The 21,210-nt window shown below is 67.0% G+C and carries 9 protein-coding genes; 2 read left to right on the forward strand and 7 right to left on the reverse strand.

Annotated features, from left to right (window positions below):
* Positions 1 to 136 precede the first annotated feature (136 nt).
* The gene (locus WS92_RS20345) at positions 137 to 961 is read left to right on the forward strand and encodes a hypothetical protein (protein ID WP_059928432.1); all 825 of its coding nucleotides are present in this window, start codon (positions 137 to 139) and stop codon (positions 959 to 961) included.
* 216 nt (positions 962 to 1,177) lie between these two features.
* On the opposite strand, the gene WS92_RS20350 is transcribed toward WS92_RS20345, so the two are convergent.
* The 6 genes from WS92_RS20350 to gspF form a co-directional block, all read right to left on the reverse strand.
* On the reverse strand, positions 1,178 to 1,429 hold the full coding sequence (locus tag WS92_RS20350) for a FecR/PupR family sigma factor regulator (protein ID WP_230479203.1): 252 nt from the start codon (positions 1,427 to 1,429) through the stop codon (positions 1,178 to 1,180).
* 257 nt (positions 1,430 to 1,686) lie between these two features.
* Positions 1,687 to 2,682: a FecR family protein gene (locus tag WS92_RS20355; RefSeq protein WP_059928435.1), complete on the reverse strand. Its 996-nt coding sequence runs from the start codon at positions 2,680 to 2,682 to the stop codon at positions 1,687 to 1,689.
* Positions 2,683 to 2,693: 11 nt separating this feature from the next.
* Entirely contained in the window at positions 2,694 to 3,242 is a 549-nt protein-coding gene (locus tag WS92_RS20360; RefSeq protein WP_006026840.1) for an RNA polymerase sigma factor, read from the reverse strand.
* A 6-nt stretch (positions 3,243 to 3,248) separates the two neighbouring features.
* Positions 3,249 to 3,992 (reverse strand): secretin and TonB N-terminal domain-containing protein, encoded by a 744-nt coding sequence (locus WS92_RS20365; protein ID WP_059928438.1) that lies wholly within the window; start codon positions 3,990 to 3,992, stop codon positions 3,249 to 3,251.
* A gap of 200 nt (positions 3,993 to 4,192) precedes the next feature.
* Positions 4,193 to 4,723 carry a type II secretion system minor pseudopilin GspH gene (gene gspH / locus WS92_RS20370; protein ID WP_006026842.1) on the reverse strand — a complete coding sequence of 177 codons (531 nt, stop codon included), beginning with the start codon at positions 4,721 to 4,723 and terminating at the stop codon, positions 4,193 to 4,195.
* Between the two features lie 204 nt (positions 4,724 to 4,927).
* Complete coding sequence (gene gspF, locus WS92_RS20380) at positions 4,928 to 6,145, reverse strand: type II secretion system inner membrane protein GspF (RefSeq protein ID WP_006026843.1); 1,218 nt, start codon at positions 6,143 to 6,145, stop codon at positions 4,928 to 4,930.
* Positions 6,146 to 6,739: 594 nt separating this feature from the next.
* Between gspF and WS92_RS20385 the strand changes: the two genes are divergently transcribed.
* On the forward strand, positions 6,740 to 8,071 hold the full coding sequence (locus tag WS92_RS20385; protein WP_059928441.1) for a substrate-binding domain-containing protein: 1,332 nt from the start codon (positions 6,740 to 6,742) through the stop codon (positions 8,069 to 8,071).
* 328 nt (positions 8,072 to 8,399) lie between these two features.
* On the opposite strand, the gene WS92_RS20390 is transcribed toward WS92_RS20385, so the two are convergent.
* Positions 8,400 to 21,155, reverse strand: a complete 12,756-nt coding sequence (locus WS92_RS20390; protein WP_059928444.1) for a filamentous haemagglutinin family protein — start codon at positions 21,153 to 21,155, stop codon at positions 8,400 to 8,402.
* Positions 21,156 to 21,210 lie beyond the last annotated feature (55 nt).

Consider the following 21,210-nt stretch of genomic DNA (forward strand, 5'->3'; position numbering starts at 1 on the left):
CGCGCATGCAGCCCGGCCGTCGGCACGATCGCGCTTGACGGGCCGCTTTCGACGCCGCAGCATCGTGGGCGACCGGAGACGCACGACGACGCGCCGTCGCGCCGATCCGCCCGCAATCGATGCACGAGGCACCGGCATGTACGTAGATCCACGCGTGGCGCACGGCCGCGCCCGGTTCGACCTGAGCCGCTCTCCGCGCCTCGTCGCCGACGAGCGCCGCTGGGCAATCAGCGACGTCGTCACGCGCTGCATCGACGACTTCGCGGGCGAGCGCAATCGCCGCAACCTGATGCGGCTGCTCGAGCGCCGGATCGCGCCGAAGCTCGCGCGCCTCGGGCTCGAACCGTACGTCGGCGCGCTCGGCCGGCTCGAAGGCTTGTTCGTCAACTTCTCGACGATGAGCGCCGAGCACGGCCTGCGCGAATTCCAGCTTCAGTTGACGGTGCCCGACCTCGTGCTGCGCAGCTTCGCGTCGGACGTCATCCGGCCGCACGCGGTCGCCCGTTGCATGCAGCGCAACGGCGTGATGACGCTCACGGAAATCGAGCACGAGACGCGCATCGCGTTCGTCGCGGCGCGCGTGATGCGCGCGCTCGCGCTCGCGGAGCGCTGGCGGCAGATCGGCGTGCCGACCCCGCACGGGCTCTTCGTCGGCACGCTGACCGACACGCGCGACATCGCGATGAACACGTATTTCCGGCCCGGCGACAACGACAGGCCGTCCCGCTGGAGCGGATTCGCGGAGCTCTTCTGCGCGATGCCGCACTGGCGCCCGGAGCAGGTCCGGCACGGCGGCGATCTGCTGCAATGGATGGTCGACCATATCGTGGCCCTGAAAGAATCCGCACCGTTCTTCGAACGTTTCCCCTTCCTGCGCGAGCCCCTGCACGACGCCGGCGACCGGCTCGACGCCGCCTGGCGCGGCGCGCGCGCCGGCGCGCAGGACGCGCCGCCGTCCTGATCGCGAACGATTGCGCGGCATGCGCGGCACGCGTGACATTCGCGGCGCGCCGGCTGCGATCGCTCCCCCCGCGCGCCGGGGCCTGCTTCGTCCAGCCCCGGTCGCGCTTCACGGCCCTCTCGCTCTCTCGTAAACAAGGTCGAAACGGGCTCGCCTAACCCGCAGACTTTTCTTGCCGCCCGCTCGCACGGGCGCTTCCGGGCGCGGGGCGGCGCGTCAATGCGAGCGCGTCGATCCGTCCGGCCCCTGCCGGCCGATCGACTCGAGCACCGCCCACATCCAGATCAACTCCCGGACGGTGCGCGCATGCTCGTCGCTCTGCGCGCGCCAGCGGCGGAAAGCGTCGAGCTCGCGCGCGGTCGGGTCGCCCGCGCGCAGCCACAGCAGCCAGCGCACCGCGCCCTCGCGAATGTCGTCGGCGCGCGACTGCGCGGCGCCGGAATCTGCATCCCGTTGCGATATGGTCATGATCACGCCACCGCCCGAAGCTCAATCGACGCACCTTCCCCGTTGCGCGCATCGCTGCGCGGGCCGGGGCGCTTGCCACACACGCCTCGGGTCCGACGACGCTCCACCGGGCGGCCGCTGCCGGCCCGCCCGGCGTTTGCCGGCCCTCATGGATCAGGTCGTATCGACGCGCCTTAACCCGCATGCCCCGCAGGCCGCGGGATGCCCGAAAGCGCCGGCGGAATCGCCGAAAGGAGGATGGGGAGAATGCGGACGGGTCAGCTCAGCAGCACGATGTTGCCGGGCAGACGGGTGACGCGCGCGCCGTACAGGCGCCCGACCATGTCGATCACGTCGTCGAGCCGCGCGATCGGGAACTGCGCCTGCATCCGGTTCTCGCCGAGCGCCGCGTTGCGCAGGATGACCCGGCCGGGCCGGTAGCGGTTGATCTCGGCGACGACGTCCGCGAGCGGCACGCCGTTGAACACGAGCATCCCGCGCCGCCATGCGCTGACGGCGCCCGGGTTGGCCCGCGACACCGGCTGCACGCCGCGATCGTCGTAGACGACCTGATCGTCGGCCCGCAGCGTGCGAGCGCCGCGCGGGTGGCTGAGCGCGACCGTGCCCGACAGGCAGGTCACGCACACCTGCGCGTCCGTGCGCCGCACGTTGAACCGCGCGACCGTCGCCTGCATGCGGCCGCCGCCCGCGACCACGGTGACGGGCCCGAGCGGCGCCGCGCGATCGGCCGTGGGCGCGGCCGCGTCGATCTCCGCTTCGCCCGCGACGACCTCGATGCCGTGCGCGGCGACGCGCGCGGGCAGCACGTCGACGCGCGTCTGCGTGTTCATCTCGACCGTCACCTGCGACGACAGCGCGATGCGGCGCTGCTCGCCGGTGCCCGTGCGGTAGTCGGCCGCGAGATCGCCGAGCGACGGCCAGAGCCGCATCGGCGGGCGCAGCGCGAGCCACGACGCGCCCGCCGCGACCGCGAAGCCGACGAAGGCCCGCCGCCCCGTGCGCACCGCGCGCTCGCGCCTTGCAACGTTTGCCCACGCCGCGGCCGTCCGTTCCTCGTGCTCGAGCTCCGCGGCGGCCGTGCGCAGCGCGCTCCACGTGTCGCGCAGCAGATGCGCGGCCTGCGGGCGATCGGCGCACCAGCGCTCGAACGCGTCGGCTTCCGCTTGGCTCGCGCGCCCCGAGCGCAGACGCGGCAGCCACGCGCTCGCTTCGTCGAGCGCGTCGTGGGCGGTATCGGCCTGGGCTTTCGTCATCGTCCGGATGCTCAAAATTTACGCGGTCCGCCTCGCGAACCGGCGTACAGGTCACTGTCTTCCTGCATGCGCTGCAAACAATACTTCATCGCCGCGCTCAGCTCGCTTTCGACGAGCCGCAGCGAAATCCCGAACTGCTCGGCGATCTCCCGGTTCAGCAGGCCGTCCACGCGGGCGGCCAGCAGGATCGCCCGGCGTCGCGGCGGCAGGCCGCGCAACACGTCCTTCAGCGTGTCGACCTTGCGGCGCGCCGCGACGATCCGCTCGGGATCGGCCAGCTCGTCGGGCATCTCCAGCAGCGTCTGGACGTCGTCGTCGTGCAGATGCCGCCGTTCGCGGCGATGCTGATCGATCGCGACGTTGTTCGCCATTCCGAGTATGTAGGCGTCGGCGTTGGACACCTGCGCGGAGACGTTCGCGTTCTCGAGGCGCAGCCAGGTCTCGTGCAGCGCATCGGCCGCGCCGTCCTTCGATCCCGTCACGCGCTCGAGGCGCCTGACGAGATACGCATAGCGCGACGCCAGCAGTTTCCTGAGCCCGCTGCGGGTGCTGTCGGACATGGCGGCCTAATTCCTCGCCGCCTGCGGACAGCGCGCATGCACGCCATTGCCGGCGGGCCGCAGCAGGATCGTGACCGGCTGCGGCAGATCCGCCGGCGGCGCGTCGTCCAGCCTCAGCGCGCGCAGCGCGCGCAGGACCGCCGCGTCGCGGGCGGCCGAACCGCTCGATGCCACCATGTTCACCGCCACCACCGCCCCCTTGTTGTCGATGCGCATCTGCGCGACGAGTCGATAGCTGCCCGGCACCGCCGCCGGCTGCGCGCACAGCGCATCGATCAGATGCGCCTGCAGCACGCCCGCGAACGCGCGCCGCTCGCCGGAATCGCCGATCCCGTCGATGCCGTCGACCGGCAGCGCGGCCCCCGCCTGCGCATCGACGGCGCTCGCCGTTTCAACGGCCGACTGCGCGACGATGATCGCCTCGTCCGGGCGCGAGAACGCCGCGCGCAACCCCGTTCCGACCAGCATCCGCTCGAGTGCGTCGCGCGGCGCGAAATCGCCCTGCACCGGCGCGCTCGTCCGCCCGTCGAGCAGCGGCGCGCTCGCCAGCACGATCAGCTCGGTGAGCCGCGCAAAGTCCTGCAAGGTCTTCGCGAGGGGCTGCGCGGGCAGATCGAAGTGCGCGACGCTGCCCGGCTGGCGGCCGGCGGCGCTTGTCTCCTGCGCCTGCGCGCCGCGCATGCACAACGCGACGAACGCAAGCCACGCGACGAGCGCCAGGACACCGGTCCGCGCCCGTGAACGAGTCATGAATGCCTGGACGGAAGTGAAGTGGCACGCCGCCGGCGGAGCCGGCGCATCCCGTGTGCGGCTCCGTCGCGAGCGAACGACAGATTGTGCGTGGACACTATGACAGTCAGGTGAACCGTGCAGCGGCGCGAGTCAATGCGTGCACGCGTGCGTGCGCGACGAAGCCGGTGCGCCGGCCGCACGCCGGAACGCCGCGCCGTTCACGGCCCGCGCACGGCGAAGTTGCCGATGCCCGTGGCCACGACGGCGATGCGCGTGTCGCCGGACCACAGCGTGATCGTGACAGGCACGTCGATGCTTTCGTCGCCGAGCACGACGCGCGACAGCGCGTCGCCGCCGTCCGTGTAGCGTACCGACACGCCCGTCACCTCGCCGCCCCAACGACGCGCGCGAAACAGCTCGTCGGTCATCGGCGCCCACGCGCCGCTTTCGGTGCGCTGCATGAAGCGGTAGCCGCCGCCGTCAGGCTGCCATGCGATCGACGTCGAGCGCACCTGCGCTTCGTCGCCCGCCGATTCGAGCAGGTTCGCGAGCCGCTGCGCCTCCTCGGCCAGCCCGGTGCGGCGATTGCGCGACGGCGCGAGCGTCACGACCGCGACGAGCAGCCCGACGATCACGAGCACGACGAGCATCTCGAGCAGCGTGAAGCCGCGTTGCGACCGGCGCCGCCGCGCCCGTTCCCGCGGCCCCTTCGCGTGCGGCGCTCGCGTTTCGCCGTGTCGCGTCATCATGTATTCACCGGCGCGCTGAAAATCCGCTCGTCGCGACGTTCGCCGCCGGCGCGGCCCTCGTCGCCGTATCGCTAGCACGCGTGACGCGCCTGCTCCGGCGCGTCACGCGGCCGCGATCGGCGGCATCGGCGGCGACGGCCCGCAACGCGAGATCGCGCGGCCCGCCGCGCGGAAGCCGAACGCGTTCGTGCGCTGAGCGCCGCATCACTGCACCATGTTGTTCAGCTCGATGATCGGCATCATCACCGCGAGCACGATCACGAGCACGACGCCGCCCATCGCGAGAATCAGCAGCGGCTCGAGCAGGCTCGTCAGGAACATCGTGCGGCGTTCGAGCTCGCGCGATTCGCCTTCGGCCGCGCGGTCGAGCATCGTCGTCACGTCGCCCGTGGCCTCGCCCGAGCGGATCAGGTGCACGAGCACGGGCGGAAACGTCTTCGTGTGCGCGAGCGCGCGCGACAGCGCCGAGCCCTCGCGCACGCGCACGATCGCGTCGTCGACGTTCGCGCGCATCGCACGGTTCGACAGCGTCTCGCCCGCCGCCTGCAGCGCGCGCAGGATCGGCACGCCCGCCGCGCTCAGGATGCCGAGCGTGCTCGCGAAGCGCACCGTGTTGTAACCGCGCACGAGCTTGCCCGCGAGCGGCGCGGTGAGCGCCCAGCGGTCGAACGCGAGCCGCGGCCCGGTTTGCGACAGCACCTTGCGCACCGCATAGGCGGCCGCGACGAGCGCGGCGAGCGCCGCCCACCACCAGCGGCGGACGAAATCGGACAGCGCGAGCATCACGACCGTCAATGTCGGCAGTGGCTGCTTCGTGCTCGTGAACACGTTCGCGACCTGCGGCACCACGTAGCTCAGCAGGAACGTGACGATGCCGAACGCGATCAGCGTGACGACGGCCGGATACGTGAACGCGAGCAGGATCTTCTGCCTGAGTGCGTTGCTCTGCTCGATGTAGTCGGCGAGCCGCGACAGCACGACGCCGAGCTTGCCCGTGTGCTCGCCCGCCGCGACGAGCGCGCGGTAAATGTCGGGGAAATCGCGCGGATGCTGGCCGAGCGCGTTCGCGAACGAATGGCCGCCGACGACTTCCGCGCGAATCGCTGCCATCAGCTCGCGCACGTACTCGCGCTCGGCCTGCTCGCTCAGCACCGCGAGCGATTCGTCGAGCGGCAGCCCGGCGACGAGCAGGCTCGCGAGCTGGCGCGTCAGGATCGCCTGCTCGCGCTGCGACAGCTTGCGCCCGAGCGCGAGGCGCTGGTGGCGCTCGCCGTGCAGGCGCGACGCGGCCGCCTCGACGACAAGCGGCGTCAGGCCCTGCGTGCGCAGCCAGTTGCGCCCCCCGCGCGCGCTGTCCGCTTCCAGCACGCCTTTCAGCGTGCGGCCGGCAGGATCGATCGCTTCGTAGCGGAATGCCGACATGTCAGTGTTCTCCTTACGCCGGGACACGCCCCGCGGGCCGCGGGACCGCGGTCCGTTTGCGATGCCGCCGAACGGCGTCGCTGGGCAAGACTAAGGAGCGAACCGGCGCAAATTTGTGACGAATGTTGGGCTACCTTTTCGGCTCGCCGGTCACGCCGATTCGCAATTCCCGCATCTCGAAAAACGATTTTGGATCGCCAAATTCAATCGATTATTCCGATGTCGATTTCCCGTTCAAATATCGCCACCCCAATTTGTTCGTCCAATCAAAATAATGACGAACGGCTGCGAGAGAATCATCGAATCGATTACGGCAAGAATGCTCCGCTCAAGCTCCCGGCGGGCGATGCGCGACGATGCTCGTCGGCTCGATCCCGGCATCCGTTTTTTCTTTCCGTTCTGAATTTTTCCGGAATCATGTTTTTGTCGACCAAAATAAATCGATCGCATTTTTATTTAAAAATGTTCCGTACCATTCGTTATGAAAAATTCACACGCGATTGGAGAATTTCCTCCTACATTTACTCGGCGGCCGATACGGCATTCCGTCCGCAGCAGCAGGCTTCCCGTTTATCTTCGTTCAAGGAAATTCTCATGAAATCCAGCAAGCGCAAGATCTGTCAGGTCCTGGCTCTCGTCGTTTCGGGCATGAGCGCATCGCTCGCGATGGCCGCGGGCCCGGTGATTCAAGGCGGCGGCTCGTCGCTCGTCGCGCCGACGCTCGGCACCGCTTCGCCGGCTGCCGGCGAATTCGGCCTGTATGGCACCGCCAGCGCCACGTTCACGTACTACTCGGTCGGCTCGGGCGCCGGCCAGAACGCGTTCCTGAACAACCAGCCGACGTACTTCGGCTCGGGCGTCACGGGCACGGTCGACTTCGCGAACAGCGACGCCGCACTCACGACCGCACAAGTCACGTCGTACAACGCCAGCACGGTCGGCGCGAACAGCGGTCCGCTGATCCAGATCCCGTACATCGTGACGGCGATCACGGTGCCGGTCGTCAACGGCCCGGCCGTGACGAGTTCGATCACGCCGCAAACGACGCCGGGTCAAGCGCACAGCATCGCGCTGAACGACGATGATCTGTGCGGCATCTTCTCGGGCAAGATCACCGACTGGGGCCATGTGGTCAACCCCGAGACCGGCACGTTCTATGCGTCGAGCGCGCCGATCAAGGTCGTCTATCGCGCTGACGGCAGCGGCACGACCGAACTGCTGACCCGCCACCTGGCCGCAGTCTGCACGACCAACAACACGGCTTCGGGCGTCAAGTTCATCGATTCGCTGACGTTTGCGAATACGTCGGCGTTCCCGACCGGCGTGCCGGCGAACTTCATCGCCGCTTCGGGCAGCGGCGGCGTTCGCGCCTCGCTCGCGTCGCTGTCGACGGCCGGCACGGCCGCCGTCGCGTACCTGAGCCCGGACTACACGAACACGTACATCGCATCGCAAAGCTCGGTCGTGAAGTCGTCGGGCGCGCTGCAGCTTCCGCTCGCCAGCCTTTACAACGCAAAGGACACGAAGTACTACGCACCGACGTACGCGAACGCGACGACGGCAATCGGCACGATCTCGGCACCGTCGACGAAGGCCACCGCCGCCGATCCGACGCAATGGGTGCCGGTTTCCGGCACTCCTTACACCAACCTGGCCAATCCGTCTGCCGGCTATCCGGTTTCGGGTACGAGCCAGATCATCCTGAGCCAGTGCTATGCGGACGCCACGGTGGCATCGAATGTTCAGAGCTTCCTGAACCACCACTACACGGACGCCAGCTATGCATCGGTTGTGCATGGCAACGGCTTCGACACCGTGCCGTCGGGCTTCAAGACTGCGATTTCGGCCGATTTCCTGAGCAACACCAGCGGGTACGGGCTCGATATCAACAACGCGAACAGTTGCCTCCAGTATGTGGGCCGTTAATTCGAATCACCGCTGATTCGACGCGTCCTGCTGAACCCGCCTCGGGCGCTTCGAGGCGGTTTTTTTTCATCCCTCGACGCCTTCGCGATCCATCGCCGACACTCGCGGGCTGCATGTATCACGTGCTCCCCGTCTTCCGGGTCGTCCTCCGTCGAATCGGTCAGGATGCGTTGACCGAACAGTCCATCGAACCAGCCTCTCAAACGAGTCCGATTCGGATGCGTAAAATGAAAACTCTCCGCATCGAACAGACGAAGCGGAGAGTTCTCGTTCACTCAGTCGGACTGAATCGCGAGATACCGGGTCGCGCGGTATCCCCCGGCTTCATTCAGAACCGGTTCAATTTTCCAAGCTCTTCCTTGCTGAGCAACGTCCGCTGAGTAGGCCCTGCCGCCCCGAAGCCAAGCAGCGAAACGGCGTTCGACGAATCGTAGCCAACCTGTTCCGACTTGCGGCGCTTCGCCCCACCGTCCGGGCCGTTATCCCCGAAGCCCTCGACCTGCACGCTGATCGTCCAGCGGCGCGGCGCAGCGCCCGATGCATTGTTCTTCGCGATATCCTGCGCAACCTGACTCGCCGCCGAGGCGGCCGAACTCGCGGCCGTCAGCGCGCCCGTGTTGACGGCCTGCACGAGCGGAATGCCGGTCGCCTTGCCCGTCACCTGAATGTTGTCGGCGTTCACCACACGCAACGCTGCAACGTTGAGGTTGCCCGCTCGAATGCCCGCATCGCCCGCATCGACGGTGCCGCGCGGCGCGATCAGGTTGACCGTGCCTTTCGGCGCGCCCGGTATGCTCTGTAGCGTCGCGATGCCCGCCCCCGTCACTTGACCACGCGAATCGACCGTACAGTAATGATTCGCATCGCAAACATACTGTGGCGCCGGCGTGTCGGCCGACGTCTTTGCGCCCTTGCCCGCGTTGATGTCGCCGTTCGAACTCCAGATCGTCATGTCGCCGCCCTGCTCGGTGAAGATCCGGCTTTGCGCGAGCAGCACGCTTTGATCCGCGAATATGCCGACATTGCCCTTCTCGAGCGTCAGAATCCCCATCGTGCCCGGGCCCGCTACAACCTTGCCGTTGCTGTCCACGATCTGCGGCGGTGCCGTCGTGCTGCCCACGAGCGCCTGCCCGCCAGGCCCGAGGATCGTGACATCGCCGCCCTGCTGCGTCTGAATCGTCGTGCTGCGGATGTCGAGATCGCCCGTGCTGACCGACTTGTTCGCGCCGTTTGAACCGCCACCGAGATTGTTCGCGGTATAGCCGTACGAGGCGGGGAACAGCGTATTGATCGCCTGATAACCTCTTGCGTACTGGCCGCGATACGGGCTCGATGCATCGTTGAAGTCCGCGCCTACTTGCGCCAGCACGTCGAACAGCACCTTTTCCGCAAAGAGTTGCTGAACGTAAGACGGCAACGCCTGGAATTGCTTCCATGCTTCATCGGCCGTCAACGGGCCGACCTTGGCCAGCGCCTTGTCCTTGTCCACCTGCAATCCAGTATCGACGCCAAGTCCCGCGTCGTACTGCTCCATGAACGCAATCAATGCCGGTGTCGCACTCGGTACGCCGGCAACCGCACTGCCCGGCGCGATATAAGTCGCGATGAATCCCGGCAGATCAACGCCCGGCCCGACACCGAACATCACGTTGACGTTCGCGCTCTCGTGCGGCAGATTCGGATTGTTTGCGTTGCCGACTGCGTCGATGCCCGTGAAAACGTGTGCGATGCCGCCGGTATCGGCTTGCTGGTTGTACAACTCGGCCTGGCTCGTCAGCGGGCCAATGTTGCGTCCCGCCTGCACGTCGAACCAGCCTGGGCCACCGACCGACAACACCGGCACTGCACCACCACCACCGTTGTGGGGAATCGGCGTGTCGTAAATGTCTCGGCCTGCCACGATGCGCGTTACGTCGGAGCTGCGCAAGTTCTGCCCCCAGAACGCCAGGTTGACGATGTCCTGCCCGGCTTGCATGAACGCCGGCTTGTCGACCGACAGCGTGACGAGGCTCCGGTAGAAGCCGTCACTATCACCGGGGGTATCGGCGGTGCCGTTGACGATGCTTCCGTTCAGGCTGTAGATGCGCGCAGGCAGCATGTCGCCATCATGGAGCGCAGTCAGCGCATGTGCAGCGAGCGTCGTATCCGTCAACGCCGGAATCGCTGCTTGCGGATTCGTCGGCGAAGGCATCTGCGACGGATCGGCGTCGGACAAGCCAAATGTATCAGGCAATGCGGCGCCGGTCCCCTTGGACGATACATTGGAAAGGGACACCGACTGATCCGCAACCAGATTCAACTGGCCGACGGCCGACGGATAGAGCACGCCGCCTGATTCGACATGAATCCCGCCGTCAAATGCTGTCAGATTGACGCTCGCCGGCAATACTCCATTTGCCCCCGTCAACAAGCCACCGAGCGCGCCGATTCGGATGTCTCCGGTTGTGGATAGCACATTCACGGCGGAAGTCGATGAGTAACCCTGGCTGTCGGCGTACTGTCCGTAGTTGAACAGATGAACAGCCGAGGTAGGCTGCCCGCCGGGCGGCGCGAAACTGCTTGCATAAGACGGATTCAACACTGCGCCGATGTCCGCGCCTTGACGCGCCGTGACATCGAATATGCCATTCTGCGTCGCAAGCACCGTCGATACGGCAATCGGAGCCACTCCAGTCTGTGGAGACATCACGGCAATATCCGACCCGATGCTTCCGCCAGCCGATATCGTCCCCGCTCCCTTGGCGACGAAGTAGTCGCCGCTCAGAATATCGCCGCCGGCATGCACTGTCAGATTCCCGCCGCCAACGGTGACGGGCTTGTTGTTTCCATCCAGGTACCACGTAGTCGGCAACGACACGGCCAGATCCGAGATATTGCCGCCGGCACTGATCGACACGTTGCCGCCGACGCTCATCACGCCTTGGCCAAACGCGCCGAAATCAATCGAGGACCGGGTCAACCGAGCAAGGATGGCGCCACTGATGTCGGCGGTTTCTCCCGGCGTGATCTGCATCCACTGCCACCAGTACTGGCTGATGCTGTTGCCTGCCCCGCCCGTCACTGCACCCGTCGCGTCGGTCACGCTCTGGACGCCATTGATGTCGCCCTGCACATGGAGCGAAATATCGCCGGCCGAATCCGGATTCACGGTGGGTGTGACCAGTATGTCTTGCAGACCTGGCTGGCTGCCATGAGCGACCGCCGAGGCGAGACCCAACACAGGATTTCCCTGCGTGGGCGCACCCGCCGTATACAAGACGCCCGGTGCGGTTGTATCCGCCAGCGTGAAATCATTGCCCGCCGCGATATCGATCGATCCGGTACCGGTTCGGATCGTTGTCGGTTGCAACAACGTCAACCCGTTCGAATCGACGTAAGCGGTGTGCTGGTTCAACGTCACGTTGCCCGCCGGCGCGCTGCCGGCGTTGAGTGCAGCAACAGGCTGCACGGCAAGCGGATTCGCGCTTGCGAGATCGGCGCCGCCGACAATGCGATACGACGAACTTTGTCCGCCCAGCAGCGCGGCAAAGCTGATCGGCAGCGGATTGTCGGCCGTCGCGACATTCGCTGGCGTATTGCCGGGTAATGCACCGATATTGATGCCCGCCATCGGAATCGACAATGGGGCGGCGGGAGCATAGAAAAAATTATATGCGCCATGCGGGCTGATGATCGGCGAATTCGACGAAGCTATTCCGGACACCGTGTCCAGGTAATTTTTATAGACCGATACATACGTCTCATAGTCTGCCGGACTGGACGACAAAATCGGTGGAGTTGGCGTTCCGAATTTCGGAATGACTATCGATCCTTTAACCAATCCCGTAATCCCGATTTGACTATAATTCGAAAACCAGCCTTGGTATTCCGCAATATAGTCGCCGTAGGACGAAGAGCCCGACAAGACGGGAGCGGGGGTATGTAACGGTGCATAAGGCATGATATGGAAAGCGTACTTTCCACTTGCCCAGTTCCCATAATACGTACCCCATGAACTACCGTACTGCAAATAGTCCGAATAATATTGAGCTGCCTGATTCTGCAGCGGCGCACTCAGCGCGTAATTCGGATCATGCAACGGATTCGTCGAATCGGTACCGATCGAAGTCAGCGATTGACTCGACCCGTCGACAAATTGCACGGTAATTGATGCAGGATCATCCAGTGACACCAGGTTGTTGTACAGCGTCAGCGCCGCCGCATACGTCCCCGTAGCTGTCGCATTCCCCGCCGCCCCGAGAATCGTCGCCACCTCGCTCTGGAAAAATCCGTCGGTAATGCTCGCTTGCGCATCGAAATTGTTCGTCGCCCGGAACGTCAGCATCGGCGCGACCGTGCCGTGGTACCGATACGAAGGCACGATCGTCCCGCTGTTGTTCGGCAGCCCCGCGCCAAGATTCCAGTTGGACAGGATCGAGATATTGCCGCCGTTGATCGCCGTGCTCGGGTTGTCGAATTCCACGCCGGGCGCGACGCGGAAATTCGCGATGTTCGCCGTCGATCCCTGCAGCGTCGGCCCATTGGCGCCGAGCCCGTTCTGAATGAATCCCATCAGCGTTCCCGGCGTCATCGACAGCGTGCCGTCGCTCGCCTTGACGATCTGCCCACCGTAGAACGTCTGGTGATCGGCGTTCGCCGTGGTCGGCACGAAGTACGCGCTGTCCATGCCCGGGAAGCCGATCGATGAAATCCCGGTGTACAGCGAAGCAAGGTCGGCCTGACTACCCGTCAGCGTCACCTGCGCACCCGTCGCGTTGTTCGTCAGCGTTCCGCCGCCGTCGCCGTTCGCATCCGGCGCGAACGTGAAGGTCGGCGGATTGGTGCCTTGCGCGGTGAACGTGCCGGCCAGCAAATGCCCGTTGCTGTCGTACCAGCCGGCCGGATCGACGATGCCGTCGAAGTGCTGCCCGCTCGGCGACGCGTCGGTCGTGCTCCACACCGCGTACGCTTCGAGCGTCGTCGCGCGCGAACCGACGATGCCCTTGCCGCTGTTGAATGCATTCGGCAACTGGACATCGACGCTGCCGTCCGCGAGCAGCGGCGCGCGGAAATTCACCGTGCCGCCCGACAAACCGCCGGCCGTCCCGCCCGACACGTCGATCAGCGCATTCGCGCCGACGCGGATCGCGCCCGAATGCGACGGATCGATGTTCTCGTAGCCGTAAGTCGCGTTGTACGGATTCGCGACGCCCGGATCGAACACCGCGCTCGTGCCAACGTTCACCTTGCCGCCGCGCTGCGTCGGATCGGAACCGCGCGCGAGCAGCGTGCCCTCCACGTCGACGCCGCTGCGGCCATACAGGTCGATCTCCCCGCCCGCCTTGCCCGACGCGTCGATCGTCCCCAGCACGTTCACATTGCCGTTCGCCGTATCCAGCGCATTGCCCGCGCCGCCGTCGGCCGTCAGCGATACCGAGCGCGCAGTCAGCGCATTGCCGGCCGACAGCGTCAGGTTGCCCGACTTCGTGTGAACCGTAATCGACTGGTTCACGCCGCTCGACGCGAGCGTCTTCGCGAGCGAATCGAGGTCGGCCGCGCCGGCCGTGTCGAGCGACAGCGAACCGCCCGCATAGCCGTTCGCCGCACCGCCCTTGATTGTGCCGTTGAGGTTCACGACCTGTTTCGGCGCCGACAGCGTCAGGCTGCCCGCCGCACCGCCACCGTTCGCGCCCGAGAAATCGAGCGTCGCGCCCGGCTGCACATCGACCGTTCCCGCATCGGCGGTCAGGATGATCGAGCCGGCCGGCGCGTACTGCGTCACATCGAAGAACTGCTTCGACACGCCCGCCGAGCTGACCGTCGAGCCGCTGCCGATCGTCAGGTTGCCGTTGGTCGCCTCCAGGCTCACGTTGCCGGCCGGTGCGGCGATCGTCGCGCCATTGTCGGCAAGCATGCCGCCGACGAATTTCCACGCGCCGCCAACCGGCGTTTTCGTCAATGCGGTGCCCGCTGCACCGTTCAGCGTCAGCGCGCCGGTCGTCTTCACGGTCGATGCGGAACTCGTATCGGCGAGATACACCGGCGCACTCAGCGTCACCGGCAGCGCACCGAAATCGAACGTCCCCGTGCCTTGCCCGACGATGCCGCCGCTCGCGGTCATGTTCGCCGACGAGAATCCGTTCAGCGTCTTCGTGCCCGTGCCGAAGTCGATCTCCTTCGCGTTGACCGCCAGCGTGCCGTTGCCCGTCGCCGCCGCGCCGGCGGGCGCGCCCGTCTCGTTCGTGAACGCGATCTGCTGCCCGTTCAGCGTCACGTAGCCGCCGTCGCTCGTGAACGTGCCCGCGCTCAGATCGACGCTCTTGCCGAACGTCGCATTCACGTCGCCGACGAAGCCGATCGCACCGTAGCTGCGCAGCGTGACGAGATCCGCATTGGCGAACTGCGCGAGCCCGGCAGGATCGATCACGAAGCCCGGCAGGTTCGCCGCGGCGGAGCCGCTCGCATTGGTGAACGTGATCGCCGAACCGTCCGCCGTAATCGCCTTCGCCGACAGCACCGCGCTCGGGTCGACCTTCAGGTTGCCCAACGAATCGAGCATCAGCGCCTGCCCGCCCGTGAGCGTCGCACCTGCGCCAACCGCCAGCAACCCGGCGCCGGTGCCGCCCGTGCGCGTGAGCGGCGCCATCGCGCCGTTCGACACGCGCAGCAGCGCGCCGTCGCCGGCGATCGCGATCGGCTGGTCCTTCGCCGCCGGATAATCGCCCGCCGCCGCGATCGACGCGCCTGTGTCCACACGCAGGCCGTTCGCCGCATTCGGATCGGTGCCGCTCGCGTCGGTCTTCGTCACGAGCAGGATCTCGGGGCCCTTCAACGACGAGTTCGCATCGTTCGACACCACCACGCTGTTCGCGATCGGCGTGATCGTCACGCCCTTCGTCGTCGCCGTGCGCGTGCCGCCGATCAGCAGGCTGCCCGCGTTCAGCGAATCGAGCGCATCGCCGCCGATCTGCAGATAGCCGGGCAACCCCGCGCTGCCGTTGCCGGTGACCTGGATGTCCTGCGACGCGATGTCGACCTCGGCCGGCGCGCCGCCCGCACCCGCCGCCGCGTTCAGCGTCGCGCCGAGCGCGAGCGCCTTCGTCGCGGCCAGCGCGAGCTGGCCGCCGTCCACCGGCAGCGGCGGCGTCACGTTGCCCTGCTTCGCGGCCTGCGCGGTGAAGAAGTCGTTCGCGCCCTTCAGCGTGTATTGCGAGTATTGCTGCCACACCTTGCCCGACTGCACGTTGAAGAGCGTCGGCGTCGCGCTGCGCCCGCCCGTCACCGCATCGGCGAAGTATCCTGCCGCCACGACCGTGCCGTCCGGCAGCACCTGCGATGCGCCCGGCACGACGTTGCCCGTCGTGGCCGACACCGTCACGCGGTACGCGCCCGGCAGCGTCGCGTACTTGCCCGGCAGCAGCGTGTAGTAGCCGGCCGCGAGGCCGGGTACGCCGGACAGGTACACGGCCTTGCCGATCGCGTCGTTCATTCCGGCCTGGCCGACGCCGAGCGCTGCGGGCGTGGTCGTCGGCGTACCGTTCGCGGCGACGTCCGGCTGCACCGACTGCGCGAACACCGGATCGTAAGCAGCCACCGGCGACTGCACGCCCGGCACGATCGCGTAGACATTCCCCGCGCCGGCATTGGTCGGCACCGCCGTCGCACCCTTGCCGCTCGCGTAGCTCACGTTGTATTGCGAAAGCACGTCGCGCGTGCCGCCCGTGCCCGGCACCCATTCGGCCGCCTGCAGGTCGCCGCCGCCCGACAGGTCGATCGTCGCGCCCTTGTCGAGCGCGACGCTGGTGCCGTTCACGCCGATGTACTTCGCAGGCGGCGCATTCAGGTCGGATGCCGTCGTGCCCGCGAGCGGATTGAACTGCCACTCGACACCATCGATCGTGGTGCCGTAAGGAATGATCGATCCGCCGTTCGAAACCGACGTCACGCTGCCGTTCGCGAACGTCACTGAATCCGTCGCGACGAGCGGCAGGTTGCCGAACTGCTTCTGCGTCGTGCTGTTCGTCGGATCGCCGACGCCGAACACGAGCGTGCCGGACGGCGCACGCACGTTGCCGCCCTGCACGATGTTCGTCGCATCGACGAGCAGCGTGCCGCCGGCCGACAGCGGCGTGCCGGACGACCCCGTCGAACCGAACGTGACGGTGGTCGGAGCGAGTTTGCCCGTAACCGGATCGGCGGGGCCGACTGCATCGACGATAAACGTGCTTCCAGTGACCGGATAAATGCTCGCCGCGTTGAACGTCACGTTGCCCGGCGTATACAGCACGCCCGGCAACAAGAGATTCGCCACCTGCTGCGACACGCTGGTCGAACTCAGGCGGATATCGCCGCTGCTATTGAGGTTCGTCTGGCCGAAATTGTTGAGCTGGAACTGATTGCGCAGATCGACGAACGACGCGTTCACGTTCAGCGTTGCGTCGGAGAGCGTCGCGACAGGAACGAATTGGGGCGACAGCGAAGTCATCGTCGGGCCCACCAGCGCGACATAAGGCGCGTCGACCGTCACCGTCGTGCCGAGCGGATTGGCCGGCGGATGGGCAAGCAGGTTCGTGAGTACCGAATTGCCGCTCGCCGGCAACGCCGGGGCCGACAGCAACGTGGACAGTTGGTCCATCCCGATTGCGGCAATCCGGCCGGTATTCAGCGTCACCGATTCCGGCAATGTCAGGTTCACGTTACCGGCAAAGACGATCGGCGGCACCGGGGACGGAACGACCGCCGGCGTACTGTCGCCCAGCACGAGATTCGAGAGTCCCGAATCGTTCAGGCGGTCGGCGGCAAACTGGATCACACCGGTCGGCTGTCCGATCGGCTGACCGGTCGTCGGATCGATTGCGGTGGAGAAATCCGCGCCCGGCGCGAGGCCGGCCGGCACGAGCGTGCCGCTCTGTCGCACGACGAGCGCGGTCGCGCCTGCCACGCCACTGTTCTGGTGCGGCAGGACCGTCAGCGTGCCGCCGCGCGCCTGCGATGCACCGCCATGACCGGCCAGCGTCCCGTCCGCGAAAAGGCCGTACGCGGCCGACAGCGTGATCGAACCGGCGTCGCTCCACACGGGTTGCGACGCATACGTGCCGTTCGCCTGCAATTGATCGAAGTTCGCCGATACGCCGGACACGTCTATCTTCGAGCCGGCTTGCGTGACGACGTAGCCCGTATCGCTCGACAGCGTCACCGAGCCGCCCGGCAGCACTTTGCCGGTATTCGGCACGACGGTCGTTCCGCCGATCTTGACAGGAGCAGCGAGCGGATCGGACAGTGCGACGCCCGACACGTCGAGCGTCGCGTCGGGACCTAGCCACACCGACCGGCTGCCGCTCGGAAAACCGCCCGAGTATTGTCCTGTCTGCGCGAACTTGCCCCCGGAGGAATCCGCACTCAACGTGATCGCCCCGCCCGGCGCGTGCATGGAGCCGAGCACCGTGACCTGTGTCGGCGAGCCAAAACCGATGCTCGCTCCCGCATCCGCGTCGATCGATGCGCCCTGCGACAGCGTCACGGCTCCCGTCACGCCCGGATATGACGGCACCGTGTTGGATAACCCCACCCACGACACGTAGGCGCCTCCCGTCATCACGAGGTTCGTGGCCTGACGATGATATGCGTCGAGCTGGCCAACCGTCGTCAGGCCGCCTGTCGACAGGTTCGCGCCCGAACCGGTCCGCTGCAACGCCAGCGCGTCCGGAATTCGATTGCGCTGCGTGAGCGCGACTGTCGCGCCCGGCGCCACCGTCGCGTCGTAATACGCATTCAGAACATACTTGCCGAAACCGTGCTGCGAGAAAAAACTCTCCGGCAGGTACACGTCCCACGGCGATGCCGCGGAAGGATCGCCGCCGATCCGGAGGCCGAGCGCCTGCAGGGACAGCGTCCCGCCGCCGGAAAAGCCTTCGCTGAGGATCGTGCCGCCCATCGCGATCGTGCCGGCAGTCGGTTGCTCGCTAGGCAGGATCGTGGCGCTGCTGACGCCGCCGAAGCCGCCCGAGCCGGACGTTGCGTACGTCTGCAGCGTCACGTTGCCACCGCGGCCGACAGGCACGCCGTTGCGCATCAACAGTTGCCCGTTCGCGGTCATCTCGCCGCCGCTGGACACGTCCAGTACGCTCCCTGGCTGAAGCAGGATCGATCCCGTCGTATCCGTGATCGGACCGCCCCGCGTCCCGATCGAAGTCGCATCGGCCGACAGCGAAATGCTGCCGCCGTTGATGAACTGACTGTTGCCCAGGGTCGTGCCCGGCGCGGCCTGCACATCGTTGTTCACCCACTGCCCGGCTGCGCTCAGCGCGCCCTGCGGCCCAACGACGACATTGCCGCCGCTCGTGATCGAAATCGAACCGGACGGCGCGGACAACCGCCCCGCAACATTCACGTCGGCACCGACCGCCGGGCTGTTCAGCGAGATCGAGCCGCCCGGCTGCAGGTTCATCTGCGTGCCCTGCGCAACCACGATGCCCTTGCCCGCGTTCTTGTCCTCGGTCACGTTCAGGCTCGCGAAACCGCCGTTGTTCAGCGTCGCGACCGGGATCACCCGAGTCGTCAGCAGATTGTTCGGATCGTTGCCCGACGGCGCCTGCGAAGCGGGCTTGTCGAGCGACGTATCGATCGAGAAACCCGGCATCAGCGCACCGAGTTGCGGCGCCTCGTCCTGCAGGATCGTCAGCCCCGAGATGCCGCTGACGGAATGGTCCACGCCGCTGGCACTGTTCCATGCGAGACCGACCAGCGCCCCACCGGCCAGCTTCGGATCGGCGCCGAGGTTGAACGTGCCGCCGGACGGCAGGCTGTTGCCCTGCATCTGCTTCGCGCCGCCGAATGCCTGCGCGCTGATGTCGCCGTCGAGTACCAGCGCCTGCGACGCGAACAGGTCAAGCGTGCCCGCATTGCCGCCGACGATGTAGTCGGACTGGTAAGTGCCGCCCGTCAACAGCGGGTTGAACCAGGACTTCGTCACGCCCCAGCGCGGATGGCTTTCGATGAACTGCCCCGCGATGCCGACATAGCGCTCGTACGGGCTCGCCTGACCGATCGGCACGATCGCGCCGTTGGCGTCGACGAGCCGTGTCGTGTTGACCATCCCGCCGTTGTAATGCACATAACCGCCGTTCAGGTTCATCGACGAACCGGCCGCGGTCATCACCTCGTTGCCGGACAGCGTGATCGTGCCACCGTTGGTCAGCAGTTGATCGACCGTGCGCGGAATCAGGTTCACGTACCCCGACAGGTTCAGGATCGGGCTGCCGACCCACTGCACGCCGTCGCTGCGCGTGCCCGCGAGCGTGCTGTCGACGACGACGCCCTTCAGCCCGAACAGGAAGCTGTTGCGCAGCAGCGGCGAATCGGCCAGTTCGTTCTGGCCGATCCGGTCGATGGTCAAGAGCGTCTGCGAGATCGGCGTCTGGACGTCCGCGAGCCCCGACACGTCGATCGTCGCGCCGTCGTCCACGTAGATCCGGCCCGGCACCGCGGTCTGTCCGGCCACCTTGTTCGTCACCACCGACGGCGCATAGGCCGTCACCGACACGTTCGAGCCCGGCGCCTCGATCAGCGAGCCGCCCTGGAACCACACGGAGCCGGCCGTCATCGCGATGCCGCCGGGCGTGAAGGTCGTGCCCGGCGTCGATGTCGCCGTCTGGCCGTTTTCGTCGGGCAGCACCGTCGTCACCGATCCCGGCCCGAAGCTCAGCAGGCCCGCGCGATTGACGTTGTCGCCACCGCCGGCGCCGCCCGTGACCGGCGTCGGGCCGGTGTACGGGTTGCCGAGCGGATTGTTCGACGCGTACTCGTCCGCGGTCGAGATCGTGATCGCGCCCGGCGTGTTCACGCTCGTCGTGACGCCGACCACGCCGTTCTGCGCGACGCGGCTGCCGAGCAGGTTCACGTTGCCGCGCGCAGCCTGCACGATGCCGGTATTGGTCAAGGTGCCGGCCGGCGTGACGTCGATCGTGTAGCCGGTCTGCAGATCCGTCGTGACGATCTGCCCGCTCAGCTCCGGCAGCAGGACTTGCGGATTGCCCGTCGCCCCGGTTCCGTTGGGCCGCAGGCTCACCCCCACGCCCGCCGCGAGCACGACCTGCCCCGCCGTCGCCGAAATGCTGCCCGCGTTCGTCACGTTCGGCGCGGCGACCAGCACGAAGCCGCCGTCGCTCGCCGTGCCGTTCGTATGCGTCGTGATCGACGCGCCCTGTTCGATCGTGACGTCGCCCGGCGCCTGATACGCGCCGCTCAGCAGCACCTTGTTGCCGAGGCCCAGCACTTCGTTCGGATTGCGCGCCCCCGCCACGCCGCTCGAACTCCCCGCCTCCGGATAAGCCAGCCCGCCCGTCGTGCCGGCCGGCAGGCTCAGGAACTGCTTGTTGCTCGCGACGATGCCGTCCGCCGTCGGCGCGAGCTGGTTCTTCATGTCGAGCAGGTTCAGCGACGACGCGACGAGCGAATGCACGTTGATCTGCGACCCCGCGCCGAACAGCACGCCGTTGCGGTTGATCACGTACACCGCGCCCTGCGCGGTGAGGTTGCCGAGGATCTGGCTCGGCCGGCCGCTCGGATCGTTGATCCGGTTCAGCACCGCCCAGTTGTTCGCGCCGTTCGTCTGCGTGCCGGCCGATTGATCGAAGTTCAGCGTCGTCTGCCGGCCGACGTTCATCGTCTCCCATGTCAGCACCGCGTTCTGCCCCGTCTGCTTGACGTCGACGTTCACGTGCCCGTTCGCGTCGACGCTCTGCGCGGGGGCGTTCGCGTTGAACCACAGCACGGGATTGTTCGAATTCGGGTCGCTCGACGCGCCCGCGGCGACCTGCAGCCCGCCCGGCGCGAGCCCGTTCGGCACGGTCGAAGGCAGCCTGGCGGCCGCCGCGGCCGCGTTCTGCTGCGCGGCGATCTGCGCGGCGATCGCATGCGCCGCGTAACCGAGATTGCGGATCGACGGCTGGCTCGCCTGCAGCGCCTGCTGCGGCGACACGCCGGGATTCGGCACGCCCGCCGCGCCGACGCCGCCCGCGCCGACGCCCGATGCGCGCGCGGCCGCCGCCCCGAGGTTCATGATGCCCGCCGCGTGCGCGTGCGTCGACGCGCCCGTCAGCAGCATCAGGGCGACGGCCCGAACCAGCGGCCGCAGTTCCGATTTGAGGGCCGACCGCGAG

Source organism: Burkholderia sp. MSMB1588, assembly GCF_001546925.1.
Lineage (GTDB): Bacteria > Pseudomonadota > Gammaproteobacteria > Burkholderiales > Burkholderiaceae > Burkholderia > Burkholderia humptydooensis.

Bases quoted from the DNA above. Each gene is read 5' to 3' on its own strand.
- gspF (WP_006026843.1), bottom strand. From the start codon at position 6,145: ATGTCGGCATTCCGCTACGAAGCGATCGATCCTGCCGGCCGCACGCTG.
- WS92_RS20390 (WP_059928444.1), bottom strand. From the start codon at position 21,155: ATGCTGCTGACGGGCGCGTCGACGCACGCGCACGCGGCGGGCATCATG.
- WS92_RS20360 (WP_006026840.1), bottom strand. From the start codon at position 3,242: ATGTCCGACAGCACCCGCAGCGGGCTCAGGAAACTGCTGGCGTCGCGC.
- WS92_RS20350 (WP_230479203.1), bottom strand. From the start codon at position 1,429: ATGACCATATCGCAACGGGATGCAGATTCCGGCGCCGCGCAGTCGCGC.
- WS92_RS20355 (WP_059928435.1), bottom strand. From the start codon at position 2,682: ATGACGAAAGCCCAGGCCGATACCGCCCACGACGCGCTCGACGAAGCG.
- WS92_RS20345 (WP_059928432.1), top strand. From the start codon at position 137: ATGTACGTAGATCCACGCGTGGCGCACGGCCGCGCCCGGTTCGACCTG.
- WS92_RS20365 (WP_059928438.1), bottom strand. From the start codon at position 3,992: ATGACTCGTTCACGGGCGCGGACCGGTGTCCTGGCGCTCGTCGCGTGG.
- WS92_RS20385 (WP_059928441.1), top strand. From the start codon at position 6,740: ATGAAATCCAGCAAGCGCAAGATCTGTCAGGTCCTGGCTCTCGTCGTT.
- gspH (WP_006026842.1), bottom strand. From the start codon at position 4,723: ATGATGACGCGACACGGCGAAACGCGAGCGCCGCACGCGAAGGGGCCG.